Here is a 24,332-nt window from a genome sequence, read left to right as displayed (position 1 = left end):
CGAGTGTAGCGGGCAAACGTGGGGATTGAGCGATGACTGAAGATAGGTGGAATACGTGATGAGTAAGGACGCTGTACAGAACAAAATTCCTGTGGGGCTTTCGACCTCCTGCCTGTTCCCGCTGGGCGTGCCTGAAACCTTTCAGGCAGCCGTTGATTTAGGGTACGACAGTGTTGAGGTTATGATTACCGGCAATGCCCTGAGCCAGGAGCCTCAGGATTTGTTGGATCTTGTGCAGAAGCACCAGAAACCTATCTCAGCTATTCACGCACCCACCCTGTTACTGACCCAGCAGGTGTGGGGACGTGCCTGGAACAAAATGCAGATGGCAGCTAGGATGACGCGCGCCGTGGGAGCGGATGTCATTGTTGCCCATCCACCTTTCAGATGGCAAAAAACCTACGCTAAGAATTTTGTAGAGGGCGTGCGGGTAGTCTCTGAGCAAGAGGGCGTGAAGATCGCGGTAGAGAACATGTACCCCTGGTCGTTCAAGGGTAAATCTATAGAGATGTATGCCCCGCACTGGGATCCGACCCGTTTTGATTATCAGTGGATGACCTGGGATTTCTCGCACGCGGCGGCTTCGGGGGCAGATTCGCTTGAGATGGTCAAAAAAATGGGTTCACGCTTGGGGCATGTTCACCTCACGGACGGCTCGGGCGACAAACTCATGGATGAACACCTAGTACCGGGGCACGGTAACCAGAAGGTGGCTGAAACCCTTAACTACTTACGCGATACCAACTGGGACGGCACGGTAGTTGCAGAAGTCTCCACCGGAAAAACCGCTAACCTCGATCGTTGCTATGCAATCCTCACCGAAACCCTAGAATTCGCCCACCGACACCTCGGTAACTCCCAACCGTAAAGAAGCGGAATACAAGAGCTGAACTTGAAAGGAATTATCACTATGTCACCTACCGTAGCTTTTTGCGGCACTGGCTCTATGAACGGCGCGATTCTGCGCGGATTGCTCGCCAGCGGTTTTGACCCCGCGCAGGTGCGTGCCACCACTCGCTCGCAAGAAAGCGCGTCCGCCCTTGCCACTGAACTTGATGGCATTACCGTGCTGGCGGGTGAGAGCGTCGAGGACGCCAACGCCCGGGCGGTTGAGGGCGCGGACGTGGTGCTCTTGGGCGTCAAGCCCTACGGCATTGTAGAGCTTGCCCAGGAAATCTCGCCGCATCTGTCAGCGGATGCCGTGGTAATTTCTGTGGCTGCCGGCATTAATCTAGATGCTATGGAGCGCGCCCTTCCCACCGGTCAGCCGGCGGTTCGCTGTATGCCCAATACTCCCTCACAGGTGGGGCAGGGCGTGCTGGCTGTATCGTACGGTGCAACGGTGACCGATGCCCAAGGCGAACTGGCGGCTGAGATTCTCAGCAGCGTGGGCCGTGTTATCGACGTTGCAGAAGATCAGATGGATGCGGTAGTGGCTGTCTCGGGTTCTGGCCCGGCATATGCCTACCTGCTGGCTGAAACCATGACTGCTGCCGGTGTGAAGCTGGGTCTTGATGAAAAAACCGCTCAGGAACTTGCCGCCGCCACCGTCTCTGGTGCCGGTGCCATGCTCGAGAAAAACCCCGATGCAGAGTCACTGCGTAAGGCGGTGATGAGCCCCAACGGCACCACAGAACGCGCCGTTTCAGCCTTCATCAACGGGGGTCAATTTGAGCTGACCGAAACAGCGATGAATGCCTGTGCTACCCGTTCGGCGCAGATGACCGAAGAGTTCAGCAAGTAACACCACCCAATACCCCCTGAGATCCTGTTATATAACAGGATCTCGACAAGAAAACAGGATTTCGGCGTTAAAGAAGAGGTGGGCTAGGGTCTCATTGCGAATCGCTCGATCAAATCGACTTGACCCGAGACGATGAGCAGGTCGCGGGAGGTCACCTTAGTATCGGGGGTAGCGTAGGTGAAGTCTTCACCGGGGGACTTCACACCCACCACTGAAACACCGTACTTTGAGCGGACGTTCGACTCGGCAAGGGTGAACCCCTGAGTTTCTTTGGGCGGATGCATTTTGACGATGGCAAAATCGTCGTCGAATTCGATGTAATCCAGCAGGCGTCCGGAGACCAGGTGCGCGGCGCGTTTGCCCGCATCTGCCTCGGGGAATATAACGTGGTGGGCGCCAATGCGCGAAAGAATCTTACCGTGTGAAGGTGTAATAGCTTTTGCCCAGATACGTTCGATACCCAGATCCACCAGATTGGCTGTGATCAGCACTGACGCCTCTACTGAGGTGCCCACACCCACCACCGCTGATGTGAAGTCAGCGGCACCCAACTGACGCAGCGCATCAATGTCGGTGGCGTCCGCCTCGACAACGTGAGTGAGCAAACCCGCCCACTTCTGCACGAGCACGGGATCTTTTTCAATGGCGAGCACTTCTTTATTCTGGGCGCGTAGCTGGGCGGCGGTGGCGGTGCCAAAGCGTCCTAAACCAATGACAAGTACGGGGGCGTTGTGGTCGATGCGAGTATCAGCCAATGATGGGCCTTTCTTCGGGGTACTTGTAGAGTCGGCGGCGTGAACGCAGGGCGAGACCGGTGGCAACGGTGTTGGTGCCGATGCGTCCAACGAACATGAGCAGGGCGAGGATGTAGGTTCCGGCAGGTGGTAGTTCGGCGGAGAGTCCTACTGAGAGTCCGCAGGTTGCGTAGGCGGAGATTACTTCAAACAGTACCCTGTCAAAGGACTCATCGGTGATGTAGACCAGAGCCGCGCACCCTAAGAAGATGAAGAGTGTACTCATCGAGATGACTGAGATGGCGATGCGAAGTACCGAATCGGGGATGGTGCGGGTAAAGGCGATAACGTGCTGGTCGCCGCGTGCTTCGGCGAGGATTGCTAGAAGTACCACGCAGAAGGTGGTGATTTTGACGCCGCCTGCGGTGGATGCGCTACCGCCGCCGATGAACATGAGCACGTCGGTCAGTAGCAGGGTAATGGGGTTTATCTGCGACATATCTACCAGATTGAAACCGCCAGAGCGGGTCATCACTGAGGCGAAGAAGGCGTGCAGAGTTTTGTCCCCGATATTTTCGGCTCCAATGGTGGCGGGGTTATTCCACTCAAAAAAACCCCAGGCGAACATGCCCACAAAGAGTAGGGATGTTGTACCAATCAGAGTGAGTTTGGTGGTGAGGTTCCAGAGCTTGAAATGCCAGAGATTGCGCTGGAGGGTCAGAATAACGGGAAAGCCCAGCGCGCCCACAAACACGCCTAAACAGAGGGGGAGCAGAATCCACAGGTCGTGGCCGTAGGGCACAATGCCGTCGGTGTGCGGGGTAAAGCCGGCGTTATTGAAGGCTGAGACTGCGTAGAAGATTCCGTGCCACACTCCCTCCCAGAAGCTCTCGCCCAGTAACCAAAAACGCGGGGTGAGGATAACGGCGATAGTGGATTCTAGTGAAATGGAGGTGACCGCTACGGTGCGCAGAATGGAGCCAACTTCTCCCAGGCGTCCGATGTTCATTGCCTCTTGGGCAATCATTTTGGAACGCAGACCCATTTTGCGACCCACTGCTATCGCTAGCAGGGAGGTCATTGTGAGGGTTCCGAGACCACCCACTTGGAAGGCGAGCAGAATCATGAGCTGCCCGAAGAAAGACCATTGTACGCCGGTTGGTACGGTCGTGAGACCGGTGACGGTGACGGTGCTGGTGGCGGTAAAGACTGCGTGGTGAAACTCTATAGACTGCCCGTTGCGGGAAGCGAGGGGGGTGTAGAGCATAAGGGAGAAGAAAATGATGACCAGCAGGAAGGCTGAGATTGCAACGCGGGAGGGGGAAGACCCTACCGTTCTATCAATGAGGGTGCGAATTTTATCGGGCAGGGTAGGGGCAGAGCTGGTCGCAAGGTTCTTGATGCCCATTGCACCTCCTTCACGAAAATATGTAAGGGGTACGTTTTTGTATTGCAGCCCGTCAAGTCATATTAGTGCGATTTACTGGGTAGAAATGCTTTAACGTGGTCTAATTAGGTTGTGACGGTAATTACTTTAGAAGGTGGGGTGCTATGAGCCTGACCCCTGTTCCCACTACGGTGATGTGGGATGCTGCGATGACAGCCTACTACTTTGGCGACTACCACCCCATGAATCCCTCGCGTTTGGACGCTACGGCGCGTCTTGCTCGTGATCTTGGCATCTTCGATTTGCCTCAGGTGGATATCGAAATTCCTGAGGTTGCTAGCGATCGGCAGCTAGAACTGGCGCATTCGCCGTCTTTTATTGATGCGGTGAAAAGGGTCAGTGAAGACCCCACCTTGCACTTGCCCGAATGCGGCCTGGGCACGGAAGACACTCCGGCATACGAGGGCATTCATGACGCGTCCGCTCGTCTTGCTGGGGGCAGCTACCGGGCTGCTGATCTGATTCTTGCGGGAAAGCTTCACATCGTGAACTTTGGTGGCGGTATGCACCACGCCTCACGGGATAAAGCGAGTGGTTTTTGCGTGTATAACGATTGTGCGGTTGCTATTGCCCGCCTGTTAGAGCAGGGCGTCAAACGTGTTGCCTACATTGATGTGGATGCTCACCACGGTGATGGTACCCAGAGTATTTTTTGGGATGATCCTCGGGTGATGACCGTGTCGATGCATGAGACAGGAATGACCCTGTTTCCCGGCACCGGTTTTGCTAATGAGGTGGGCCCTGACGGTCTAGCATCGGGTACCAGCGTGAATGTTGCCCTGCCTGCAGATGCCGGTGACTCGGGTTGGCTGAGAACCTTCAATGCCGTGGTGGAGCCGCTGGTTCGGGAGTTCCGCCCTGAGACCATTGTTAGCCAGCACGGGTGCGATTCGCATTTTCGTGACGATATGTCGCACCTGAAAATTTCAGTGGACGCGCAACGGCAGGTTGCCATGATGGTGTCGGCGCTGGCTCATGAGCTGTGCGAAGACCGTTGGATTGCAACTGGCGGTGGGGGCTATAACCTTTACGATGTGGTGCCCCGTTCGTGGACGCATCTGATGGCGGTGGTTGCCGGTAATCCGTTGCCGGTGGATACTCCGGTTCCTGGGCGTTGGCAACAGTACATGTTGGCTAAGTACGGGACGCAGGTGCCTGCGTTGATGGGCGATGAGGTCGATTTGTGGTGGAGTAACTGGGAGCTGGGTTTCGACCCGGCAGATCCGGTGGATCGCACCATTATGGCAACCCGTAAAGAGGTGTTCCCGCACTGGGGTCTTGACCCCTGGTATGACTAAAAAATTGTGGTAGTGCGCTGCCGGCCTGTTACTCAATGACCGAGATGGGCATATATTGATTAGTCGTTATATGTACTGGTGAGCTTTACATTATGGGGGTCTTATCAAGGCTGATAAGGTCTGCCGTTGTATTGTGCAGAGGGGGAGAAAGCCTCTACCGGTTGCAGAGTGTGCATAAGTTTTTCTAATTTAGGTTTATCCTGTGGTGTTGATTTATATACGTGAGCGCATATATGTAAGATTGTGAGCATGATTGATGACGTATTTGCTGTTATCGCTGACCCCACGCGACGACAAATTCTGCGTGTTCTAGCCAGCGGCGAAACCCCCGTCGGCACACTGGTTGAAGAACTCGGAGTCAGCCAACCTACAGTTTCTAAGCACCTGAAAGTGTTGCGTACTGCAGGTTTGGTGACTACCCGCGCACAGGGGCAAAAGCGTCTTTATTCCTTAACCCCCGAACCGCTGTCGAAGGTGACACTGTGGATCGAGACTCTTAATAAAATCGCCGGTCGCACTCCCGGCTCTTTTGCGGGTGCCGAAGCCACTCATGCTGTGGCACCCGGCGTGGTATCGCTGGCAGCCTCTGAAGCTCGGTCCGGGGCAGAAGACGAGAAAACGCAGTCTCCTCAGCCCCAAGAGCAGGCGGAGACCTCCGTTGAAGAAACCGAGCCGATGCTTGAAGACGCTGATGCGAGCGCAGACCAGGACGCCGCAACGGTAGAGCAGGGTAGAGAGGGTGCTGATACTGCTGGTGAAGAAAACCAAGCTGTGCTCGCGCAGACGCAGGTTGAGTCGGAACCTGACCCAGAGATCAGTGTCGAAAAGGGTGAAGCATCAACTGATCCTGCAACTGTACCGCAGGTAGGCGAACTGGACGAGGACGTGATTTCATCGGTTGCGGAGAACATTGCGGAGTCCCTCACAAGCGCTGAACAAATAGAAACCACTGATCAGCCTGTAAGCAAGAGCGTAGAACTGGGGGAGACCGAGCCATCTCAGGGCGCGGTCTATTTCTCACCGATGACACCTTTTACTCCTGTTCCCGTTAAAGCTGCTGATGATGCACCGGCTGCCGATAGTGGTGAGTGGGTTGAGGAACAAGCTGACATGCCCAGCCCGGAGGAGGCTCCTGCAACGCTTGCTCCGCGTCAGCTAACGCAGGAGGGTGAGACGAAGGCAACCGCACCCCAGTATGACCAGTACCGGGGTAAAACTGTGCAGCACGATTCTACTCTGACCGGTAGTGCGAGGCATGATGCTAGTCAGTCTTCCGATGGCTCACTCGATGATGAATTGGCTTCTGAAGCCGAGGCTGATCTCTACAATGTAGGTGCTCTGCGTCAGTCTATTGCTCCTGCAGATGATTCGCTCACTGTCGTTTTGCGCGATGACGGGGGTGTCGAATCAGTACCTCAGGTGGCAGAAGCGACAGAAAACCCCGAGACCCCTGATGATTTTGTCCCCGACTACGAGGTTGTCACGCCCGATGATGAACCTAAGGGATTGTTGAGCGCCTTCAGTCGTCTGCGTCGTCGCCGTTCGCGCTAAATCATTTTCTACTCAATTTTCTAGAAGAAATAAGTTATGACTGCACACAGCATCATTTTGACCTGGCTTGAAAAAGAGCTTTTCGAGGGTAATCTTCGTCTGGGGCAGGATCTTCCCGATGACCGTACTATCGCTACGGCAACTGGGCTTACCCATTCAGCTGCTCGTGAGGGTCTGAAGCACCTTGAAGATATGGGAATTGTTCGCCTGTATGAGGGGCGTAAAAAGACCATCATTTCGCAGTTGGTGGAGGATCCGGTAGCTTCGGCAGCCCCAGCTTTGCGGTTGCATACTGCCCAAGCGAAGTACCCGGTGCGTGATTTAGTGCAGGCACGCATGCTGATTGAGGGGTGGGCAGCTGAGAACGCGGACGCGCAGCACCCGGCATTCGCTGAGGCTCATGAGGTGCTTGAGGCTATGCAGGAACCCAATATTGGGTTGGGGGAGTTTTATGAGCTTGAGGTTGCCTTTCATGTGGCGTTAGTGCGCGCTAGCGGTAATGGGTTGATGAGCGGGTTGATGGGCGCTTTGCGTCCGGGGCTTTTTGACTATTTGATGTCGATTGCTGGTACCAGCGGGTTATGGAGTGCAACTACTGCCCGTTTGCGTTCTGAGCACCGTGCGGCTCTTGACGCTATTGAGTTTGGCGATAATGGTCTGGCTGCTACGTTGGTGCGCGCTCAGATTCGTAGCGAATATGAAGAGGCGGGCATTGATTTGGATGCCCCGCGCATTCCTGAGGTTGAAGAAGATCCGGTGTCTTCTTTGGAGCCGGTAACGGTTGATGACACTGAGCTGTTTCCCAAAGATCCGGGGTTCTCGGTTTCACCGGACCTCATTGAAGCCTTGAATTCTATTGAACCCGTTGCTATCCCACTCGGTGATGCAGCGGATGAAACGTCCGAGCCCCTCTCCGAGGGTCAAGACGCACCCGATGGGGCTGAACCTGATGCCGCTTACAGCGCCGCTGTTTCTGACCGGGGCGAAACCCAGCAGCTTGGCCCGGGAGTCGTGGCGGAGGCGTCCACCTTGGAATCCGAAGAAAACCGAGAGCTACCTCAGCGCGAAGCTAATGCAGTGGAGTCGCGAAAGATTCCGGGGGAGCTCACCACTAATACTGATGAGCTACTGGTGGTTCGTGCCGACAAACCGGGGCGTCGTCGCAGCGGTACGGTAAGTACTCCGGTTCACGCGACTGTCATTAAACCTGTGGCGCGTAAGAGCCAGCCCACCGGTATAATTGGTGGTCAGGTAGCTCCGGCGTCGCAGCAGTCAAACGGGGCAGATACGGATAATATTTTGCGCGCGAAACCGCGCCCCAGCGCCCATTTGCCGTCATCGGCGGAACTCATGGAACAGCACAAACAGCGTGAGAACACCGAGCATCAGCGCGGGTTTTTCTCGTGGCGTCGCAAAAACCGCTCGGCTTCGGCTGAGGATGCAGAGAGCACTCCCGAGTCAGAGAAGAATCAGAGGGCTACGGAAAGTTCCCCTGAAATCTTGGGCGCAGCTGCCCAAAAGCCATGTGAAACTGCCCCGGAACCAGCTGTTATGCCCGATGCCCAGCTATCAGCACCGGCTACTCAGGAACAGGAAACCAGCCCCGTAGAACCCTTGCATGAGACGTCTTTGATACAGAGACCGGTGGAGCCTGACAGCACGTCAGAGCACGCTGATACCCAGCCACAAGCGTCCCAGCGAACCTCAAAAATTAAGCGGTTCTTTGGGTGGGGCGTGAACACCGACTCCACAGCTTCGGTAGCTGATGCCTCTGAGGAAAATCAGCACGAGGTAACTGATACAGAAACCTCCGGGGCAGTTACAGCGAGTGAACCCTCATCCGAGGTACAGCAGCAGGTAGCTTCAGTTGAAGATCAACCAAACCACCACGAGCCTGAGCCAAGCTTAGCGGACGAACCTGTATCGGATTCTTCGCCTTCTTCGGCTAAATCGCCGATTGCAGGTAAAGGTGCTACCTTATCGAAAAATAAGGGGAAGAAAAAGAAAAAACGTAAGCGTTAATCTTTGACCCCGGTTAGGTTGCTGACGGCAGTCTCATGGGAGCTTGGCAGCGACCACCGTGACTGCCGATTGCCTGCTACCACAGGCACCCTGGGGCATTTTACTGTCGGACGTCCCTTAGCCCAAGACAAACAGTCCTCACCGAGCTGTCAGGCGGTAAATGTGAGCAATAACCGGGGCGAAAGCGGTCGACGATTACTCAAAAGCAGTCTCTTGCTTGTAATCTATTATGAGAACGTTTAACGGCCGTTGATCTTGCATCTTCACATGCCAAGCTCAACGGTTGTTTGTTTGAGCGTCTATACCGGTATAAACGCACCCGGGTAGCTACCAGAATATCCGTACCGTTGAAAGTGCGTGAGGTTTCTGGCCGGGTATCTATTTAATAAGTGAGGTGAATCCAATGGGTTCAGTTATCAAGAAGCGCCGTAAGCGTATGTCAAAGAAGAAGCACCGCAAGCTGCTTCGCAAGACTCGCCACCAGCGTCGTAACAAGAAGTAAATTTCTTGAGCTTTAGCGGGCTCCGCTCCTTCGTGCATACCAGCACCTGGCGCGGGGCCCGTTTGCTTATGCTCAATAGCCCACCGGCGTTGAGTAGTGGGTGAGTGAACCTCTAGGATTGAGAGTATGAATACTGCCAAAAACATTGAGCTTGAGCTGCTGACTAAGCCGGGGTGTCATTTGTGTGAGGACGCGCGTGCCACCGTGGGTAAGGTTGCGGCTGATTTCGGGCTGACTTTTACCGAGGTGAACATCGAAGATCACCCTGATTTGAGGCAGCAGCACGCGGTAGAAATTCCGGTGCTGAAAATTAACGGTAGAGTTCACGATTTTTGGCAGATTAACCCCAAACGGCTGAGCCGAGCCTTGAGCAAGCTCGCCGGTGGGGCGTAAAGATTTTTGAGGGAGTAAAGATGGCTTTTGTTACTGTTCATCTGATGCGTCACGGTGAGGTACACAACCCCGAGCGGATTGTGTACGGTCGCCTGCCCAACTATCACCTGTCTGAAAAAGGGCAGCAGATGGTGAGGGCTAGCGCCGAGGAGTTTAAGCGCCGGACTGATGCCGGCGCGAACATTGTGTACTTGGCGTGTTCTCCGCTGACTCGCACCCAGGAATCGGCTGCGCCCATCACTGAGCTACTGGGGTTGGAAGCTCACCATGACGAGCGAGTGATTGAGGCGGCTAATTACTTTGAGGGCATGCACGTGAGCCCCTCTGAACTTGCCACCCAGCCTCGCCACTGGCGGTACCTGCTTAACCCCCTGCGTCCGTCATGGGGCGAATCTTACGCTAAGCAGGTAGAGCGCATGGTGGCTGCGGTTCGCGATACCGGGGCGAAAGCCTACGAACTCGGGGGTGAGGGCGCTGAAGCTATTATCGTGTCGCACCAGCTACCGATTTGGCTCACCCGCCTTTCAGCCGAAGGCAAAGCCTACCCCCACGACCCGCGCACGCGCCAGTGTAACCTTGCCTCCATTACCAGTTTTACCTTTGATCCGCTGACCGGTTCAACGCCCACCGTGAGCTACACCGAACCCGCAGCAGCTCTGTACTCAGGAGTTATTCAGCTACCGGGTTCATAATGCAAAAGTAACCATTTATTTCTACTATCAAGTATTCCTCTAGCTGTTGAAAGAGAAGCTATGCGTTATTCATCTATTGTTACTCGCAGGCAGGGCTTGTCTTTGTCTGTTGCCGCCGCTGCCTTTGTGCTGGCGGGGTGCTCGAGCAGCAACGATGATTTAGCTGCCCAGGCTAATGCTGGCGACGACAAGGGCTATGTAGCGGGCGACGGTTCGGTCACCGAATGGGCGGTTGCAGACCGCTCTGAACCCGTGAACTTCACCGGTGAACTCTTCGATGGAGGAGAACTCACCGCTGAATCCCTGCGCGGTAAGCCTGCTCTGTTGAACTTCTGGTACGCAGGATGCGCCCCCTGTCGCGCTGAAGCGCCCCACCTCAATGACCTTCACAAAACCTTCGGTGAAGATATCGAGTTCTGGGGGGTGAACGTTCGCGACGAAAAAGGCACCGCTGAGGCTTTTGAACGTAACTTCGAGGTGCCCTACTCCTCCATGAAAGATCTCAATGGCAAGGTTCTGCTAGCACTGAGCAAGACTGTTCCCGCCCAGGCAGTACCCACCACCTTGTTACTTGATGCTGAAGGGAGAGTCGCCGCGCGCGTCCTGGGCGAAATTGACCCTTCCATTATGAAGACCATGATGCAGGATCTGCTGAGTGAATAGTTTCGGAAGCATTATTTTGGACGGCTCTTTGTGGGTCGCCCTTCCGCTGGCAGCGCTCGCGGGGTTGGTTTCTTTTGCCTCCCCGTGCGTGTTGCCTTTGGTGCCCGGCTATCTGGGGTACGTCGCAGGTCTAACCGGTGCCGGGGGACGCAGCCGTACCTGGCGAGTAGTCGCCGGTATTGGTCTGTTTATTCTGGGTTTCTCACTGATTTTTGTGCTTCTTTCCGCCGTTTTAGCGCAGTTGGGCACCGCCGCCTGGTTGCGCGGGCAAGGCTGGGTTAATCTGGTGCTCGGTGGGCTGGTTATGCTGATGGGTCTGGTCTTTATGGGACGCTTTGCCCCCTTTCAGACCGAACGCAAGATTCACCGCAAACCACCGGCAGGTTTATGGGGCGCACCCATCTTGGGCGTGACTTTCGGGCTGGGCTGGGCACCGTGTATTGGCCCGACCTTTGCCGCAGTGCAAACCCTGGTGTACACCACCGGTGCCGGAAACGCTAAAGCTATAGCGCTGACCCTTGCTTACTGCCTGGGACTGGGTATTCCATTTATGGTGGTTGCGCTGGGTCTTAGCCGCGGCGTCAACACGATGGGATGGGCTAAAAAGCACAGGTTAGCGCTCCAACGCGGCGGCGGTATTATGCTTCTTATCATTGGTTTGTTGATTGCCACCGGTGCCTGGACGGCATTCATCTCGTGGACCCAATCCGTACTGCCCGTCTATGAACTGCCCATCTAGTAAGGAACCCATGTCTACCGAAGAAAAACGCTCGGAGCCAGCTGCCCTCGGAGTTAGCGGCATGCTGCGCTGGGCGTGGGCCCAGCTCACTAAAATGAACACCGCCATGTTCTTGCTGCTCATGGTGGCTGTTGCCGCTGTGCCCGGGTCAGTTTTTCCTCAGCGCATTCAGAACCCCGGTGCTGTTAACGACTACATCAAGGCGCACCCCACCTGGGGCCCGATTGCCGATAAAATTCAGCTTTTTGATGTGTTCTCATCGGCGTGGTTCTCGGCTATTTACATTTTGCTGTTTATTTCTTTGGTAGGCTGTGTGCTGCCGCGTGCTGTTCAGCATTATGCGGCGATGAAGCGTCCGCCCGCCCGAACTCCCAAGAATCTTTCGCGCATGCCGCAGTACCGCACGATTGTGCTACCTCAGGGGCACAGCGAGCTGACGGCACACCAAGCAATTCAGGATGCAGCACAGATCCTCAAAAAGCGCGGCTACCGGGTTGAAGAACGCCCCGCCACCGCAGGTGAAAATGCATCTGTGGGCGCTGAACGTGGCTACCTGCGCGAGGTCGGCAACATTCTCTTCCACACCGCGATGATCGGTGTGCTTGTGGGCGTCGCCGTGGGGTCACTCTTTGGCTACTACGGTCAGCGCATCATGGTAGAGGGCGACACCCACGTGAACTCGCTGATTAGCTACGACCTGTTTACCCCCGGCACGAACTACAACCCTGACTGGCTCACTCCCTACTCGATGACTCTCAACGAACTCGATGTCACCTACGACCGCCAGGTTGATAGTGCAACCTACGGTCAGGACTACGACTACTCGGCATCCATGACCATCAACCCCGGCAACGGGGAAGAACCCTACGAGCAGGTGCTGAAGGTCAATGAGCCCGTGCGCTTCAACGGTGCCAGCCACTACCTAATCGGTAACGGGTACGCGCCCATCATCACCGTCAGGGACGGCGACGGCAACATTACCTTTGAAGGACCGGTTGTGGGGTTGTTCGGCGGCGACCGTAACTACACCTCGTCCATCGTTCTTAAGGTGCCGGATACGAAGCCAGACCAGCTTGCCTTCATTGGCATGTTCTTGCCCACCGGCGTTCAAGAAGAAGGAGCGCCACCCTACTCAGCCGACCCAGCCCCGGCTAACCCCATGCTGGTCTTGCAGAGCTACTACGGTGATCTAGGGCTGGACGACGGCACCCCACAGAACGTGTACGTAGTAGATACCACCCAAATGAAACCGCTCAACACGATGGCAATGGGCAACGGCATCATTCTGGATTCACAGAATACCCAGGCTACCCTACCCGACGGGCGCGGCACGGTCACCTTCCAAGGCGTCAAACGGTATGTTGGTATGGACATCCACTATGATCCGGGCAAGATGATAGTGCTAGGCTCAGTGATCGTGGTATTCTTCAGCCTCATCGCGTCACTGTTCATACCCCGCCGCCGCGTGTGGGTACGTGCCCAAGACACCGCCGATGGTCTCACCATTGAATACGGTTTGCTGGCGCGAGGCGAAGACCCGCGTCTTGCCACTGAAGCCGACAAACTGACAGAGCTCTTCGCTGAGACCTGGAACCTAGAATTTGCGGATACCGCTCACTAAGACGTTGATGGAAACGAGTCACAATGGAAATTAACCAGACGCTCGCTCAATGGAGCGACATTCTTATGGTGGTCGCGGCATTTGCCTACACCTTAGCTTTTGTTGCTTTTGCCTGGGATCTTGCGGTTAATTCCCGCGGGTCTCAGACAGCAGAGCAGGAGCCGGAGCTTGTAGCTGCCGGTAACGCACCTAAGGTCGCTCGCGTTTCTGGCGTGGAGCAGGGTACTGGCGCTCGCGGCGCTGGCTACCGGGGCAAAGACGCGCAGAAACTCAAGCATCATGTTGCTGATTCTGAGATGCGTTACACCGGTGAACGCCGACCTGCTGCTCGTGTAGCGGTGGCGCTGATGACCCTTGCCGCACTCATTCACGCAGGTGGTGTTCTTTCCCGTGCGTTTGCGGCAAACCGCGTGCCCTGGGGTAATATGTATGAATTCTTGACCACCGGTGCTTTTTTGGTGTCCGTGATTTTTTTGGGCGTTTTGATTTTCCGTGACCTGCGTTTTGTGGGTACTCTCGTGGCTGGTCTGACCACTTTGATGATGACCGTTGCCGCTGTGGTGTACCCGACGCCGGTTGGTCACTTGATTCCTGCCCTGCGCACCTACTGGCTGGTTATTCACGTGTCTATTGCCGTGCTGGCATCAGCTATTTTTACGCTGACTTTTGCGATGGCGATTTTGCAGTTGATTCAGGATCGCCGTGAACGTCAGATTCTTGAAACCGGGCAGACCGGTTGGGCATTTATGCGTCTGGTGCCCAGCGCCCAGGCACTGGAGAACTTCTCGTTTAGGCTCAATGCGGTGGGCTTTGTGATGTGGACCTTCACCGTGGCTGCCGGGGCTATCTGGGCTGAGGTTGCCTGGGGACGCTACTGGGGCTGGGACACTAAAGAGGTGTGGAGCTTCATTATCTGGGTAGTCTATGCCGCCTACTTGCATGCTCGTGGTACGCGCGGGTGGACGGGTAACCCTTCAGCCTGGCTCTCCATTGCGGGTTATCTCTGCGTGATTTTCAACTTCACGATTGTTAACACTTTCTTTGACGGTTTGCATTCCTACTCGGGTCTGTAAAAGTTCTGAGCGGGGTTCTCAAGCTTTAGTTTCTAAAGTCTTGAAAACCCCGCTTTTTTGTTGTCTTTGAAGGCACTCTGTGCCCGCACAAAAAGTGGACAGGTTGCAGACAGGGGGGGCGCTTGATAGAATAGTGTGACGCAGAATTCAATGGAGTGGTCTGAAGAGAGGCAGAGATGAGTAGCGTAGTAGAAGCACCGGGGTAGGTCATCCACCGTCTTTTCGAGGACGCAGGCGGCGGAGTTGCCGATCAAGCGTAGGCCGATAGGGTGCTGTGGCTCTTGGCGGTCGATGCCAAAGTGAAACCCCAGCGGGAAGCCCTGGAACTGGTCGATGTGGCTCATGATATTTCCCGTACCCATCAGAGCGCTCAAGAGTTGCACGGCTCTGCTGAAGACTTTGCCGCGCGTAAGGTGCGCGAACTACGAGAAAACGATCTTGGCGCTTTTGAACCCCCCGCAGAGACCTACAACGCCCGGCACTTTATACAAATGAGCCTGACCATGGGTATTGCCCTGACCCTGTGTTTCGCCCTTTTGGGGTTTCTCGTCGGTGAGGAAGGGTTGCCGACCTCTTTCATCGGTCTACCCTTTATTGCTGGAGCGGTGACCACCGGCGTCATCTCCGCAATGCACCGGGTAGGGCACCGCCACGGTTTTGTCGCAGGAGTAGGCGCGTTCATCGGTATGTTAGCGGTAGGAATCGTCCTTTTCGCGCTGTGGATGAAGCTGTTTCAGCAGATTAACCTTCCCGGTAGCATCCTCGTGTGGAATATCGTACTTGCCGTGACTGCCGCAATCGGCCTTTATCTTTTTTCGAAGAAATACCCCGACACCTCAGAAGCTGACAAGAACCGGCAAATGCTCCAGGCAGTAGAAGCCCAGCGCAGTTTCTAACACGCTGCGACCGGCAATCGCCCCGATAGTATTCACCAGAACGTACAGGAAGGATCAAAAATGAAAACCCCTGGTACTGTGTTGATGAACGAGATGAAAGAAGCTGGCGGTGGCACCACCGGGCAGCAGTGGGTTAAAGAAGCCTTCGGGATTTTGAGTGCCTACAATGTTCGCATCTCTGTCGCTCAGCGGTTGTGCCGAGAGGTTATCGATGACGTCCGAGATCGCGGTGGTGTCGTCGCGCAAGAGGCGGGAGACCCCGTGTCCTGGGCACATTATCAGCTCAGTCAAGGTAAGACCAAAGAAAACTACTTACGTGAACGGGCACCAGGATACACCGATAATGTACTGAGTACTCTTTTCTTTTGTACGGCACTGTTATATGTGGGTTTGTTCGTCATAGGCTTGATCGATGGTGACGCCGTGTACTTCACAGCTACCTCACCCCTTGTTCTCGCTATCCCTGTGTATATTGCCCTTGCAACTCATGGGGCAGCTACCGTGTATGAGCGGTTGCTGCGCTATATTGCTTACCCACTTGCAGGTCTCGTGGGTTTGGTCTTTGCCTTCATGACCCTAGGGTTACCTCTTGCTCTGCTTCTTTTGAATGCCTCGGTGCAAAAAGTCTTCGCGGGGGACGGTGTTAACCCTCTTCTATGGCTGGGCGTAGGAATACTTGCTCTAGGCTTATCCATCGGTACGCGTCGCGTCCGCCTCAGCATCTTCCACCGCGGCGCCAGTGGGGGAGAACCCGACGATAAGCGCTGGGCAGAAGATTTTACTGCTTACCTTAGCTTCCACCACAAGAAAAGCTTTAAGGACGCCCGTGCCCTCGTTGCGCAGTACACCCAGAATGCGCGCAGTGAGAAGATGACCCTCCACGAACTCATGGGTAGCCCCTACTCTGCTGCTAGAGTAGTGCCCGCAGATGCGACGGTCAAACCTTTCCGAAACTTCTGGCAGTTACTGCTTTGCACCGTTGTTTACGGATTTGCAGTGCTCTATGCCATCAGCAACGGTGAGCCTCGGGTACTGACCATCATCCTCTTGGGATTCTTAGTGATCTGCACAGGCATTTCCTATAGGGCATACCGGAAAGTACGTTCTACCCCACTGACCTAAAAGCGTGTCCCTTTTTCGGTGGTAGAGTGGCAATCACAGCAGTAGGCTGCCGGTGCAAGCGATAAAGTAAGGAGAACATATTAGAATCTTTGTACTTGCGCAGCGAACAGGCGGGGCGCACAGCTCTTTGAGGAAGGAGCGGTAACCGGCGATGCCCGTCTACTTTCAGATACCCTGCAGGCAGCCCTGCACGAGGTAGGTACCGACCGCGAATCACCGCAGTGGTTGCATGACGCTTACATTCGCTTGGTGAGCCGCAGCGTCAAAAACTTCAATATCGGCGGTGCCATCAGCCTCAACAGGGAATCTTCCCTACCGCTCAAACGCCAGGCTATTATGCTGGGTGTTCTTGCTCTCTACCTTGGTGCTTACTCCGTGTTGATGTACTGGCAGGTCAGCGACCTCACCAGCCACAAAGCCTGGACACCGTTTCTGGTGGGCATCTTCTTTTTTGCCGTCCTGCTCAGCTTGACCCATTTACCACGCACTCAACTGGTTCAGGGCACGCAAAGAAAAACGGACGTCACCGACCTCGAAGGCATGGGATACTTCTTCTAAACCCCGTGTACTTTGACCAGATTCTGGCATGCAAAGACCGAGCACCTGCATCTAGCGGGTGCTCGGTCTTTTGAAGAAAATCCATCGTGTGAGAAATCCTTAGCGGGAAGGCTTTTGCCCCTCATCTGAAGGATCTTCACCGTCGAAAGAGTCCTTGGTCACATCGGGGTCAGAGCTACTCTTACCCTGCTCACGTTCGCGCGATTCACGCTCACGCTTAGCCTTAGCATCAAGAAAACGCAGGAACTCATCATCATCATCCGGCGCTTTCTGCGGGGGCGGAGAAGGACGATCATTGCGTAAAGGGTTCAGCAAGCTCGCGTCCTGAGGACGTCCCACAAACAACCATAAGAGAGAACCCACCAGCGGGAAGAGAACAATCACAGCCAACCACACAGGTTTCGGCAGGGCACGCGCCTGCCAGCTTTCTGTTCTCACACAATCAATCAACGCATAAATAATAATGCCCACCAATAAGGCGCCGGCACCAATAATCAACATAGCTCTACCCATACACACCAGTCTGACACACTCACGACAAACGCACAGCTCAGGGGGCTACACTAGAGAGGTGAATCTTCTGAAATATACCCTGCTACGTTTTGGCATTATGGTCGCCGTCTTTATGGGCTGTATCTGGCTCAACATTGCGCTGGTGTTCTCAGCTATTTTTGCGATACTGATTGCGCTCGCCCTGTGCTACCTGCTTTTTCCGACCCTGCACCGCAAAGCCGGTGAAGATCTCGCCCGATTCTTCTCCCGCAAGAAAAAGCGTCCCACCGAAGAAGACCTCAACCGCGATATTGAGGATTCCTACGTTGATAGCCTGCAAGAAAATCAGCGACTGCCCTAGCAGCATCTAGCGTGCGATAAATACAGTGCGTTGTGCTCATTCACTAATGAGCGCAACGCGCTGTTAGTTTTTATGTGGTTTTTGTTGATACGCAGAGGAGAGAAACCGGGTTAGTCGCCGATCGAGTAGGGGGCGATGTCAGCATCAGCAAACATCTCGAAGACATCTAGGTATACCGCGACAAAAGCAAGAATTGCAAAGACGAGGGCAATGATGCCAGCTTGTTTGAGCACCGGAATGAGCGCCGGACCGTTAGACCCAGAAAGCACCACCACGCAGGAGTGCATGACGGGAGCCACCAGAATAAAAAGCAACAGGTACCAGGGGTTGTGCGGCAGTAAGAGTGCCACGAGCAATAGAGCGATGACCATCTCGAGGGCGTACGCGCGACGGGCATTTTTATCACCCAAGCGCACTGCCAGAGTGAACTTGCCGGCGTCAATATCGGTGGGAATATCGCGCACATTATTAGCCATGAGCATGGCGCACGAGATCAATCCTAAACCAATAGCGAGCACCCAACCGGTGAGAGTTAGCTGGGCAGCCTGCGTGTAGAGAGTACCCAGGGTTGCTACTAAGCCGAAGTAGATAAAGACAAAAATATCGCCTAAGCCCATGTAACCGTACGGACGCTTGCCTCCGGTGTATCCCCAAGCAGCAAAAACACTCGACGCGCCAATAGCTAAGAACCACCACTGGTGTGCCAAAGCAACCAGCCACAAACCGCACAGCATCGCTAAAGCAAAGCAGGCAAAAGCGGCGAACTTTACCGATCGAGGACTCGCAACACCGCTACCCACAAGGCGTAACGGACCAACCCGTACCTCGTCGGTGCCCTTGATGCCATCAGAATAGTCGTTAGCGTAGTTAACGCCGACCTGTAGAAAAAAGGCAACAAGAAAAGCGAGCAAAGCCCTGCCAGCATGGAGCGAATCAACCTCGTAGGCTGCCGCTGAGCCAGCAATAATGGGTGCTACAGCCAGGGGTAGGGTGCGAAGGCGGGCACCTTCAACCCACTGAGAAACTGTTGCCACGGTGGCGCGTCCTTTCGCCGAAATCTTACGCTCATACCAAACTTTTAGCTTACACCTAATCGTTGGAGCGCATCAGCCAGTGCCCGACGGTTAGGTTTGCCAGTGGAAAGTACGGGGAATTGCTGCATGATGAGTAGGTGCTTGGGGGATGCTGCCACCCCCAGCCTGTCAGCGACCAATATTTTGAGCTCGTTCAATTCCGGTGTCTGAGTGTTGGGGGTAACCGTAATAACCGCGCCCACCGCTCTACCCCATTTGGGGTGGGGAACTCCGGCAACAAAAGCCTCACGCACCGCGGGGTGACTCTCGATGGTACGGGCGACCTGCTGCGCCGAAACTTTAATACCGCCGGTGATTATCACATCGTCACTGCGGCCCTGTACCTCTAGGGTATTGTTCTTGAAGCTGCCGAGGTCATCGGTTTTATACCAGGTGGTGCCCGCTTCATCGGTGAAAAAACTGCTGGCTGTTTTAGCAGGTTCGTTGAGGTAGCCACTGGCGAGAGTATGACCGCCTAGCCAGATGCGACCGTCACTGTCAGTTGCCACTCGGACACCGTGAATCGGCGTGCCATTATATACGCAACCGCCTGCGGTTTCGGCGCTGCCGTAGGTGGTGACTGTAGCAATGCCGTCATCTGCACACCGGGTGAGAAGCCTCTGACTGGCAGCGGCACCACCCACCAAGATCGCAGTGAAACTCGCTAACGCCGCGAGCACCTCATCCCCCAGAGCACCGGGGGCTTCTAGCAGCGTATGCAACTGCGCCGGAACCAGCGAAGCCATGGTGGTAGGTGCTGTCAGCGACTGGGCAGTAGCTAGAAAATCCTGCGCGGTGAAACTCTCACCGCGAGAGATAGAACGGGTCATCACCGGTGCCCTCCCCGCAAGGGCTGAGCGGGCAACCACCTGCGCACCGGCAACATAATGCAGCGGCAGCGCCAGCAACCACTGGGCACCGAAAGAGCCGGTTGCCTGCGCGGTAGCGTGAGCCGAGCCCCTCAGCGCCCCGGTGCTAAGTACCGTTTGTTTGGGCTTACCCGTTGAACCACTTGTTGTCACCACCAGCGCCGGACGCGCGTCCTCAGACTCCAAGAGACGCGCAAAGTCCGCGAACATCTGATCAGCTGACGAGCGGACGCGCTCGCCCACCACCACTGTTCCCTCAGGAATGTGGGTGGGAGCGGGCAGGGGAGTGAGCGCTGAGAAATCCATGCCTTCTATTCTAGGCAACCGCGTGCGTGCGCCTTACAGAGGCTTCACCGTTGGGTGCAGAACTAATGCCCAGTCTGCGGATGCACGTGTCTACCCTTTTTAGCGCCAGAAGCTGGTGATCTCTGCCTTATCTTCAATGTTGAAAGCGATAACGCGGCGTATGAGTTCATAGGGTGGTTCCTGCGTCCACGGAAGGCGAAAGAGGTTGGGCGTGTAAGAGATACCCTGCTTGTCGAGTTCCTGAGAAATATGGTTGATGCCAGCCTGCTCGGGTGCAACCGAGAGGTGCTTGCTCGCATACGAGAATCCAATGATGTAAGTACCGTGGTGGGTGAACATGGGCTGATTCCAGGCAATCTGCACGCCAAGCTCTGGGAAAGTCTCATGAACCCACAACAGAACCTCAGCCGCGCGGGCGCGGTATTCATCATCAGAAATGCGCCCAAGAATGGGCGCGAAGAAATCAAGGAGCTTCTCATCGGGTGCCATCTTTAGAGTCATGCTTCTCAGTTTTTCATAGGAGACCGCACTATAAAAACGTCGCCATGGTCTTTACTCTGCTAATTAAGTTGCTCAGTTATCATATGGTAATGATTCGCCTCTACAAGTATAGTTCAACCTCGTGCGTGTAGGTGAAACATACTTCTAGAGGTGAATGGTGCCGGTATAGACTGGTCTGTACTGGGGACGTTGAATGACCGAAAGGCTATTTGCTGTGATTACTCATTTATTTAACCGTTCCTACGCTAAGAGTGAGCTACAGAAGTTTGCGAATGCGTGGGTGGCGCGTCTTGATGAGGTTGCTGCTAGTGGGGGCGGTGCTACCGAGAAGCAGTTTACGCAGCAGTTTTGGATTGGTCTGCTCAAGTGCTTTGGCATTTCTGACGAGCGCACTCTTCTTTTTGAGCGTGAAGCAAAGCGTGCATCTACTAATAACCGGGGCTGGGTAGATGCATTTTGGCCTGGCATGTTGTTGGTCGAGCAGAAGTCGGTTAATAAGGATTTGTCGAAGGCTGCTGCCCAAGCCGATGACTATCTTGCCGGTGGCACTATTGCCGATCACGAGTGGCCGAAGTTTATTATTACCTGCAATTTTTGGTCGTTTGTTCTAACCAATTCGGCAACCAATGAGACTTGGGAATTTACCCTTGAAGAGCTTCCTGATTACGTTGATCAGCTGAAATTCATTGCTGGTCAAGAAACTGTTGAGAAGCGCGAAGAAGTTGAGGCTACGATTCAGGCATCGAAGATTATGGCACGTTTGTACCAGTCTTTGGTGGGTGATGATGCAGATAACCCGGTAGGGGATGATGCAGCGCATAATTCTGGTGCTGAGGAAGAATCTGTTGAGCGCGCGTCCATCTTCTTGACTCGTATTCTTTTCTTGCTCTTTGGCGATGACGCTGGGCTGTGGGAGAACGATTTGTTCTACCGCTTTATTGAGGAACGCACACAGCCTGATGGTTCTGATTTGGGCGTGCAGATTTCAGCATTGTTTGATTACCTCAATACGCCGGATGCTGCCCGCGAGCGTATTAGCAAAAATGTTCCTGAAATCGTGCAGATGTTCCCCTACATCAACGGCGGTCTTTTTGCTGAGCGCACTGGTATTGAGTATTTTGATACTGAGATGCGTGCCGCTTTGCTTGATGCATGCCGTTTCAGGTGGACGCGTATTTCAGCGGCAATTTTTGGGTCGATGTTCCAGCTGGTGAAGTCTCGTGAGGCGCGCCGAGCTGCCGGTGAGCATTACACCACCGAAGCTGATATTTTGCGGACTCTTGGACCGCTGTTCTTGGACGATTTGCGTGCTGAGGCTGATCGCCTCATCGGTTCTAAAGTTACTTCACGCAGGGTTTTTGCTGACTTTTTAGACTCACTCACTTCTATGCGTTTCGTCGACCCGGCATGTGGTTCGGGCAATTTTTTGCAGGTAGCGTATGCAAAATTGCGTGAGATCGAGACGGACGTGCTGGTTGAAATGAACCGCCGTGAGGGTGGGGAAAACCAGCTACTGGGAACTTTGGGTACGCGTCTTTCTATAGAGCAGTTCTACGGGTTTGAGATTAACTGGTGGCCCTCTCGTATTGCTGAGGTTGCTATGTTCCTCACGGAGTTTCAGGCTGATCGTTACCTTGAAACCCGTTTGGGTGAGGCTCCTGCTCGTTTACCCATCAAAACTACGGCGAAAATTGTGCACGCGGATGCGCTCGCTCTTGATTGGCGTGCTGAGATTCCTGAGACCACCGGCAAGACCTATATTTTTGGTAACCCGCCCTTTATCGGTCAGTACTCTAAATCTAAGGAGCAGACCGCCTCGATGAAGGCTGTCTGGGGTAAGGATTATGATGGCTACCTGGATTTTGTGACTGCGTGGTTTAAGAAGTCCTCAGATTTCTTTACGGGTCAAAATTCTTCTCTCTCTCTCTCTCTCCAAGAGAAGGGGAATTTGCTTTCGTTTCGACGAACTCCATCAGTCAGGGGCAGGCGGTGCCTGCACTTTTCGGACCGCTCTTTCGGGACGGGTGGCGCGTCAAGTTTGCGTACCGGACCTTCCCTTGGAGCTCGGATGCACCAGGTAAAGCAGCCGTGCACTGTGTAATTACGGGCTATACCCGTGAGCAGGATGCGCGTCAGCGATTGTTTGAGTATGACTGGACGACGCATGAGTTTGGCGAGCATAAGGTCAAGACTGGTATCAATGCCTACCTGTTGGATGCCCCGAATGTACTGGTTACAAAGAGAACGAAGCCAATGAGTGTTGAACTTCCAGAAGCTAGGTTTGGCACAAAACCAGCAGATAATGGGAATCTCATCGTAGAGGTCAGCGATATTGAAGAAGTAAGACAAGACCCCATCTCAATTAAGTATCTCCGTGAATATCGCATGGGACGAGAGCTAGTCCGCGGATTGGATCGATGGTGTTTATGGTTAGAGAACGTAGAGCCTGCGGATTTAGAAAACAGTCCTCTATTGAAGAGACGGGTTGAATCTAATCGAGTTTGGAGGAGCCAACAAACTCCTAGCGGCGATGCATATAAATTGCGTGATTTACCGCATTTGATGCGACCAAATAAAAATCGACCATTGGTCGAATATGTTGGTATTCCTCGTGTGGTGTCTGAGAACCGAAAATTCTACACTGTTGATTTATTAAAAGCGGATGTAATCGCAGGCGATAAAGTTTATACAGCTGAGGATCCTGACGGCTTCCTTTTCGCAATTATTAGTTCTTCGATGTTTATGGCTTGGCAACGCGCTATTGGCGGACGATTGAAGTCTGATCTGAGTTTTTCGAACACCATCGTCTGGAACAACTTACCTCTGCCGCCTGTTGAGCAGAGGCTGCGTGAGCAGATCATCGCTGCGGGTAAGGGTGTTCTGGCAGCACGTGAGACTATTGCTGAACGCACGGGTGGTACACGTTCGTTAGCGGATATGTACAACCCGTTGGCGATGGATAAAGGTTTACTAGATGCCCATAAGAAGTTGGACCGTCTAGTAGATAAGGCGTTTGGTGCCCCGAAGCTATGTACGTCGGAGACCCAGCGTTTGGAATTACTTTTTCGTATAGCAGAAAGAATAAATAGCCCATGTTAAAAAACATCAAGTTGGGGTCATTATCTCCATTTTCAGATGGAGAGAGAATCGAAGATCTTTCTAAAGTTAACTTTTTATATGCCCCAAATGGGTCAGGAAAAACTTCTATTAGCAACCTCTTGAAATCCAATAATAACAATATTGAGTGGGAAAATGATGAAATATTGTCCACACAAATATTTAATCGGGACTACCTAAGGAAGGCATTTACGTCTCCTGAAGGTGAGCCTGGCATATTTCGCTTAGGGGAGGATGTTGAATCTATTGGTGAAGAAATTAAATTATTAGAAAAAAATATTTATGGATTGAGAAAATTAATTGATGGAAAAAATAAAGCCATCTCCGATAAAGAAGCAGAAGAGAATCAAGAAAAAACTAACTTTAAAAATTATATTTGGGAGGCTAGTAAAGACGTCCCAAAAATTATTAAAGATAATGTTACAGGGTTTGGAAGAAAAGAACTTTGTCACGATAAGACTGTTGAAGCTTTAGGGAGGCTTAAGCGGGCATCTCAACCGGATGATGTGATTTCTAGAACGGTTGAAAGCATTGATGAATTAGCAAAAAAAAGCTGAA

General features: G+C 53.8%; 25 protein-coding genes. 19 read left to right on the top strand and 6 right to left on the bottom strand.

Annotated features, from left to right (window positions below; genetic code table 11):
- The first annotated feature begins 58 nt into the window (after positions 1–58).
- Positions 59–868: a sugar phosphate isomerase/epimerase gene (locus JTP09_RS08045; protein WP_204877936.1), complete on the top strand. Its 810-nt coding sequence runs from the start codon at positions 59–61 to the stop codon at positions 866–868.
- A 42-nt stretch (positions 869–910) separates the two neighbouring features.
- The gene (proC, locus tag JTP09_RS08040) at positions 911–1,744 is read left to right on the top strand and encodes a pyrroline-5-carboxylate reductase (protein WP_204877935.1); all 834 of its coding nucleotides are present in this window, start codon (positions 911–913) and stop codon (positions 1,742–1,744) included.
- Between the two features lie 83 nt (positions 1,745–1,827).
- Here the strand turns inward: proC and JTP09_RS08035 are convergent, their stop codons facing one another.
- Together JTP09_RS08035 and JTP09_RS08030 are read right to left on the bottom strand one after the other, a co-directional pair.
- Positions 1,828–2,499: a TrkA family potassium uptake protein gene (locus JTP09_RS08035; RefSeq protein WP_204877934.1), complete on the bottom strand. Its 672-nt coding sequence runs from the start codon at positions 2,497–2,499 to the stop codon at positions 1,828–1,830.
- Positions 2,492–3,886, bottom strand: coding sequence for a TrkH family potassium uptake protein (locus tag JTP09_RS08030; protein ID WP_204877933.1), 1,395 nt, complete (start codon positions 3,884–3,886; stop codon positions 2,492–2,494). The genes JTP09_RS08035 and JTP09_RS08030 overlap by 8 nt, the downstream gene beginning before the upstream one ends.
- A 143-nt stretch (positions 3,887–4,029) precedes the next feature.
- Here JTP09_RS08030 and JTP09_RS08025 point away from each other — a divergent pair, with 143 nt between their 5' ends.
- The 13 genes from JTP09_RS08025 to JTP09_RS07965 all read left to right on the top strand — a co-directional run bounded on the left by JTP09_RS08025 (position 4,030) and on the right by JTP09_RS07965 (position 17,055).
- Positions 4,030–5,223, top strand: coding sequence for an acetoin utilization protein AcuC (locus tag JTP09_RS08025; protein WP_239479081.1), 1,194 nt, complete (start codon positions 4,030–4,032; stop codon positions 5,221–5,223).
- 249 nt (positions 5,224–5,472) lie between these two features.
- A complete protein-coding gene (locus JTP09_RS08020) occupies positions 5,473–6,774 on the top strand; it encodes a helix-turn-helix transcriptional regulator (protein WP_204877932.1) in 1,302 nt (433 codons plus the stop codon).
- Positions 6,775–6,810: 36 nt separating this feature from the next.
- Positions 6,811–8,796: a FadR/GntR family transcriptional regulator gene (locus JTP09_RS08015; RefSeq protein WP_204877931.1), complete on the top strand. Its 1,986-nt coding sequence runs from the start codon at positions 6,811–6,813 to the stop codon at positions 8,794–8,796.
- A 403-nt stretch (positions 8,797–9,199) separates the two neighbouring features.
- Positions 9,200–9,298, top strand: coding sequence for a 30S ribosomal protein bS22 (locus JTP09_RS08010; protein WP_005504750.1), 99 nt, complete (start codon positions 9,200–9,202; stop codon positions 9,296–9,298).
- A 126-nt stretch (positions 9,299–9,424) separates the two neighbouring features.
- Positions 9,425–9,691 (top strand): glutaredoxin family protein, encoded by a 267-nt coding sequence (locus JTP09_RS08005; RefSeq protein WP_204877930.1) that lies wholly within the window; start codon positions 9,425–9,427, stop codon positions 9,689–9,691.
- A 20-nt stretch (positions 9,692–9,711) separates the two neighbouring features.
- Complete coding sequence (locus tag JTP09_RS08000; RefSeq protein ID WP_204877929.1) at positions 9,712–10,383, top strand: histidine phosphatase family protein; 672 nt, start codon at positions 9,712–9,714, stop codon at positions 10,381–10,383.
- A 60-nt stretch (positions 10,384–10,443) separates the two neighbouring features.
- Positions 10,444–11,046 (top strand): TlpA disulfide reductase family protein, encoded by a 603-nt coding sequence (locus JTP09_RS07995; protein WP_204877928.1) that lies wholly within the window; start codon positions 10,444–10,446, stop codon positions 11,044–11,046.
- Complete coding sequence (locus JTP09_RS07990; protein ID WP_204877927.1) at positions 11,039–11,785, top strand: cytochrome c biogenesis CcdA family protein; 747 nt, start codon at positions 11,039–11,041, stop codon at positions 11,783–11,785. Before JTP09_RS07995 ends, JTP09_RS07990 begins: the two co-directional genes overlap by 8 nt.
- A 10-nt stretch (positions 11,786–11,795) precedes the next feature.
- Positions 11,796–13,406, top strand: a complete 1,611-nt coding sequence (locus JTP09_RS07985; protein ID WP_204877926.1) for a cytochrome c biogenesis protein ResB — start codon at positions 11,796–11,798, stop codon at positions 13,404–13,406.
- Positions 13,407–13,429: 23 nt separating this feature from the next.
- Positions 13,430–14,479: a c-type cytochrome biogenesis protein CcsB gene (ccsB, locus tag JTP09_RS07980; protein ID WP_239479080.1), complete on the top strand. Its 1,050-nt coding sequence runs from the start codon at positions 13,430–13,432 to the stop codon at positions 14,477–14,479.
- A 299-nt stretch (positions 14,480–14,778) separates the two neighbouring features.
- Positions 14,779–15,375, top strand: coding sequence for a hypothetical protein (locus JTP09_RS07975; protein ID WP_204877925.1), 597 nt, complete (start codon positions 14,779–14,781; stop codon positions 15,373–15,375).
- 60 nt (positions 15,376–15,435) lie between these two features.
- Entirely contained in the window at positions 15,436–16,497 is a 1,062-nt protein-coding gene (locus JTP09_RS07970; RefSeq protein ID WP_204877924.1) for a hypothetical protein, read from the top strand.
- Positions 16,498–16,722: 225 nt separating this feature from the next.
- Positions 16,723–17,055 carry a hypothetical protein gene (locus JTP09_RS07965; RefSeq protein ID WP_204877923.1) on the top strand — a complete coding sequence of 111 codons (333 nt, stop codon included), beginning with the start codon at positions 16,723–16,725 and terminating at the stop codon, positions 17,053–17,055.
- Between the two features lie 99 nt (positions 17,056–17,154).
- On the opposite strand, the gene JTP09_RS07960 is transcribed toward JTP09_RS07965, so the two are convergent.
- Positions 17,155–17,556, bottom strand: a complete 402-nt coding sequence (locus JTP09_RS07960) for a PLD nuclease N-terminal domain-containing protein (RefSeq protein ID WP_204877922.1) — start codon at positions 17,554–17,556, stop codon at positions 17,155–17,157.
- Between the two features lie 70 nt (positions 17,557–17,626).
- Between JTP09_RS07960 and JTP09_RS07955 the strand changes: the two genes are divergently transcribed.
- On the top strand, positions 17,627–17,908 hold the full coding sequence (locus tag JTP09_RS07955; RefSeq protein ID WP_204877921.1) for a DUF4229 domain-containing protein: 282 nt from the start codon (positions 17,627–17,629) through the stop codon (positions 17,906–17,908).
- Positions 17,909–18,018: 110 nt separating this feature from the next.
- Here the strand turns inward: JTP09_RS07955 and JTP09_RS07950 are convergent, their stop codons facing one another.
- From JTP09_RS07950 to JTP09_RS07940, 3 genes are all read right to left on the bottom strand, one after another.
- Positions 18,019–18,942 carry a 1,4-dihydroxy-2-naphthoate polyprenyltransferase gene (locus JTP09_RS07950; protein ID WP_204877920.1) on the bottom strand — a complete coding sequence of 308 codons (924 nt, stop codon included), beginning with the start codon at positions 18,940–18,942 and terminating at the stop codon, positions 18,019–18,021.
- Positions 18,943–18,986: 44 nt separating this feature from the next.
- Entirely contained in the window at positions 18,987–20,174 is a 1,188-nt protein-coding gene (locus JTP09_RS07945) for an AMP-binding protein (RefSeq protein ID WP_204877919.1), read from the bottom strand.
- A gap of 81 nt (positions 20,175–20,255) precedes the next feature.
- On the bottom strand, positions 20,256–20,657 hold the full coding sequence (locus JTP09_RS07940) for an iron chaperone (protein WP_239479079.1): 402 nt from the start codon (positions 20,655–20,657) through the stop codon (positions 20,256–20,258).
- 214 nt (positions 20,658–20,871) lie between these two features.
- Between JTP09_RS07940 and JTP09_RS07935 the strand changes: the two genes are divergently transcribed.
- The 3 genes from JTP09_RS07935 to JTP09_RS10215 are packed head-to-tail and all read left to right on the top strand — an operon-like array spanning position 20,872 to position 24,331.
- Entirely contained in the window at positions 20,872–22,758 is a 1,887-nt protein-coding gene (locus JTP09_RS07935; protein WP_204877918.1) for a class I SAM-dependent DNA methyltransferase, read from the top strand.
- Entirely contained in the window at positions 22,647–23,756 is a 1,110-nt protein-coding gene (locus JTP09_RS07930; protein ID WP_370592537.1) for a type IIL restriction-modification enzyme MmeI, read from the top strand. Before JTP09_RS07935 ends, JTP09_RS07930 begins: the two co-directional genes overlap by 112 nt.
- A complete protein-coding gene (locus tag JTP09_RS10215; protein WP_204877916.1) occupies positions 23,750–24,331 on the top strand; it encodes an AAA family ATPase in 582 nt (193 codons plus the stop codon). Before JTP09_RS07930 ends, JTP09_RS10215 begins: the two co-directional genes overlap by 7 nt.
- Position 24,332 lies beyond the last annotated feature (1 nt).

The sequence above is a fragment of the Rothia sp. ZJ1223 genome (genome assembly GCF_016900985.1).
GTDB lineage: Bacteria > Actinomycetota > Actinomycetes > Actinomycetales > Micrococcaceae > Rothia.
Note: the sequence above shows the minus strand (reverse complement) of the source record. Positions and strands in the feature narration are given on the sequence as shown.